Here is a 1,684-nt window from a genome sequence, read left to right on the forward strand (position 1 = left end):
CTGTTGGTTGCCGGTTCAAGCGTGTAGGGAGGCTCCTTAGGCAAATCCGGGGAGTCAATTCTGAGACGTGATGACGAGTCTCTACGGAGACGAAGTGGTTGATGCCCAGCTTCCAGGAAAAGCCTCTAAGCTTCAGGTTATGTGTGACCGTACCCGAAACCGACACAGGTGGGCAGGGTGAGAATCCCAAGGCGCTTGAGAGAACTCTGGTGAAGGAACTAGGCAAAATGGTACCGTAACTTCGGGAGAAGGTACGCCCCTGGTACGTGAGGCCCCTTGCGGGCGCAGCGGACGGGGGTTGCAGTGACCAGGCCGCTGCGACTGTTTACTAAAAACACAGCACTCTGCAAACGCGAAAGCGGACGTATAGGGTGTGACGCCTGCCCGGTGCCGGAAGGTTAAGTGATGGGGTTATCTTCGGAGAAGCTCTTGATCGAAGCCCCGGTAAACGGCGGCCGTAACTATAACGGTCCTAAGGTAGCGAAATTCCTTGTCGGGTAAGTTCCGACCTGCACGAATGGCGTAACGATGGCGGCACTGTCTCCACCAGAGACTCAGTGAAATTGAAATCTCGGTCAAGATGCCGAGTACCCGCGGCTAGACGGAAAGACCCCGTGAACCTTTACTACAGCTTTGCACTGGACTTTGAACCTACTTGTGTAGGATAGGTGGGAGGCTTTGAAGCGGCGACGCCAGTTGCCGTGGAGCCATCCTTGAAATACCACCCTGGTATGTTTGAAGTTCTAACCTCGGTCCGTGATCCGGATCAGGGACAGTGCATGGTGGGTAGTTTGACTGGGGCGGTCTCCTCCCAAAGAGTAACGGAGGAGCGCGAAGGTACCCTCAGCGCGGTCGGAAATCGCGCATTGAGTGCAAAAGCATAAGGGTGCTTGACTGCGAGACAGACACGTCGAGCAGGTGCGAAAGCAGGCTTTAGTGATCCGGTGGTTCTGTATGGAAGGGCCATCGCTCAACGGATAAAAGGTACTCCGGGGATAACAGGCTGATACCGCCCAAGAGTTCATATCGACGGCGGTGTTTGGCACCTCGATGTCGGCTCATCACATCCTGGGGCTGAAGTCGGTCCCAAGGGTATGGCTGTTCGCCATTTAAAGTGGTACGCGAGCTGGGTTTAGAACGTCGTGAGACAGTTCGGTCCCTATCTGCCGTGGGCGTTGGAGACTTGAGGGAAGCTGCTCCTAGTACGAGAGGACCGGAGTGGACGTACCCCTGGTGTTCCGGTTGTCACGCCAGTGGCACTGCCGGGTAGCTATGTACGGACGGGATAACCGCTGAAAGCATCTAAGCGGGAAGCCCCTCCCAAGATAAGGTCTCCCTGGACCCTTGAGGTCCCTGAAGGTCCGTCGAAGACCACGACGTTGATAGGCGGGATGTGGAAGCGCGGTAACGTGTGAAGCTAACCCGTACTAATTGACCGTGCGGCTTGACCATATAACACCCAAACACTTTGGGCACTGCGTGCAACGCACCCAGCGCGCCTGACGCGATCAAACCGAACAAACGCCACGCCGGGTACCGCCCGGCGAATGGCAGCCGTTTTTCCTGGCGGCCACAGAGCACTGGAACCACCTGATCCCATCCCGAACTCAGAAGTGAAACGGTGTATCGCCGATGATAGTGTGGGGCCTCCCCATGCGAAAGTAGGTCATCGCCAGGGTCTTAT

The 1,684-nt window shown here is 56.4% G+C and carries 2 rRNA genes (1 of these 2 only partly in view); both read left to right on the forward strand.

The features are described 5' to 3' along the window. A 23S ribosomal RNA gene (locus tag F2Q65_RS09915) occupies nucleotides 1-1,452 on the forward strand; it begins 1,436 nt to the left of the window's first position. A gap of 110 nt (nucleotides 1,453-1,562) precedes the next feature. Continuing rightward, nucleotides 1,563-1,678 (forward strand): 5S ribosomal RNA (gene rrf, locus F2Q65_RS09920). Nucleotides 1,679-1,684 lie beyond the last annotated feature (6 nt).

This window comes from Thiohalocapsa marina (genome assembly GCF_008632335.1).
Taxonomy (GTDB): domain Bacteria; phylum Pseudomonadota; class Gammaproteobacteria; order Chromatiales; family Chromatiaceae; genus Thiohalocapsa; species Thiohalocapsa marina.